Annotated in this window: 2 protein-coding genes; both read right to left on the minus strand. The window is 35.0% G+C overall.

Annotation, left to right across the window (positions count from 1 at the left end):
* Positions 1–241 precede the first annotated feature (241 nt).
* Positions 242–760 carry an SMI1/KNR4 family protein gene (locus tag ACED29_RS21050; RefSeq protein WP_371698677.1) on the minus strand — a complete coding sequence of 173 codons (519 nt, stop codon included), beginning with the start codon at positions 758–760 and terminating at the stop codon, positions 242–244.
* A 100-nt stretch (positions 761–860) separates the two neighbouring features.
* Positions 861–1,801: RHS repeat-associated core domain-containing protein (locus tag ACED29_RS21055; protein ID WP_371698678.1), on the minus strand; the 941-nt coding region annotated here is incomplete at its 5' end.

Below are 1,801 nucleotides of genomic sequence, written 5' to 3' on the forward strand. Positions count from 1 at the left end.
AAGGGTAAATAAAGCGTAGTTTATTGGTTGATATTTAGCCGGAAATCATGGATGGCCATGTTATTTTTAAAAATCTTCGATAAGTACCGCAACCTATCAAGCGGGATTGTGATTCCTCATTTTAAGCTACATATGACAAACCATCCATATTTACTATAATTGTAAACAAAGACTATACAAGCTTAGCCATTAGAGCCTTTTACTTTAAAAAGTTACCCATCTGAATGGTATTAAGCGATAATTAATCTTCGATTATGTCCATTATTTTATCGTAATCCACATCAACGGGTTCAGGATCAGGAGTGCCAGTGACAAGAAAAGATAAGTAATCTGTAAAACTCTTAAACTTAGACACTTCTTGGCCATACGTTTCAGTTAGAAATAGTCCAACCTCGCCAGCACGTTCTGATTCTTGAGAAAATAAAAAGTAATAGCCGCCACCATCGTATTTATTAATTACCACTCCATATGTTGGCACTGGCTTATACTCAGAATTGTTGTACAAATCATGAAAGTAATCAGTTTTTTTGTATACGTTAAATGTTTTACCAAACCTAGTTTTTTCTTCAACTAAACCACAAATATAATCACCAAACCACGCCACAAAGCCAAATTTATGCAAGAAGCTCCTATAATCATCTGGTAAAGTGATTTTATAATGCTCCTCTAATGCCAATATTTCCTCTTGAGGTGCACCTCCACCTCTAAACATAAAATTTTCTTTTTTAGAAGCACCTTGCATTAACATTTCGATATTCATAATAAGTCTTACCTTTTTAACCTCATATAACATCAAGATAAATAAAATTAATTTATCTAATGAAAATTAACAACATCACTTTGTAGTTAAAAATCAGCTATTATACATATTCCATACCCAATCGTGGTCCAATACTATCGTCATCATATGGTTCCTTTCCATCTTCATACCAATGTAGCTCTTTATTTTTAGTAGTATGAAATTCATCAGTTAATAATTCTAAATTTTCAATTTCATTTGGGTCTTCATTAGGGTTGCATCTAAATATAGGCTTTTTATGATGAACATTATAGCCATCAGGTACTCCACCAAACATGGCCATTTCTTCTAAATCTTCCTCATTGAAATGGTTATGTGCTTCATGGTTATCATCATTCAGTGCAGCTGAAGCATACTTTCTAATATACTCACTTCTTTTAGGAGGAAACGCCTTCCTAGCTTGCTCAACTTCACCCACTGTACGTTTATGGTATTTGGTTGGTTTAGAATCTGGATTAAGTCTTACGCGTTCACTGTTTATAACATGCTGCTCAGCAAATTGCGCGATACTGACTACTTCTACACTTGTCTCGCCAGATTTAGACATTTTATTAAGTGTAATTAATCCGTTAACTTCATCAAGACCAGCTATATCATATTCATGTTCTTTTCTATACTTACCAACTTTCGGTGTATACTTCAAAAACGACTTTTGGGGGGCATCAATAACAGCGCTTGCTATAGCTATTTCTAGAATTTTATTTTTTATAGCTTCATCTATACCGCCTGTAGAAACCAGATTACTAAGCATTCTATCAAGCTTCTTTTCACCTTCTTTACACAACAATCCAAATGGATCCACCCAATTCACTGGATTAGGCGCATATTGATAGTGGTTTATTCCCACCACTAATCCTATCGGGTCTTGATGAATAAATCGTGCTTGCCCTGGGCTGTAGTACCTAAAGCGGTTATAGTGTAACCCTGATTCGTCATCAAAGTACTGGCCTTGAAAACGGATTGGGTTAACAATTTGATGCTCGCTATCCACATGATCAATGC

Origin of the sequence: Shewanella sp. 5S214, from assembly GCF_041439795.1 — a bacterium.
Lineage (GTDB): Bacteria > Pseudomonadota > Gammaproteobacteria > Enterobacterales > Shewanellaceae > Shewanella > Shewanella vesiculosa.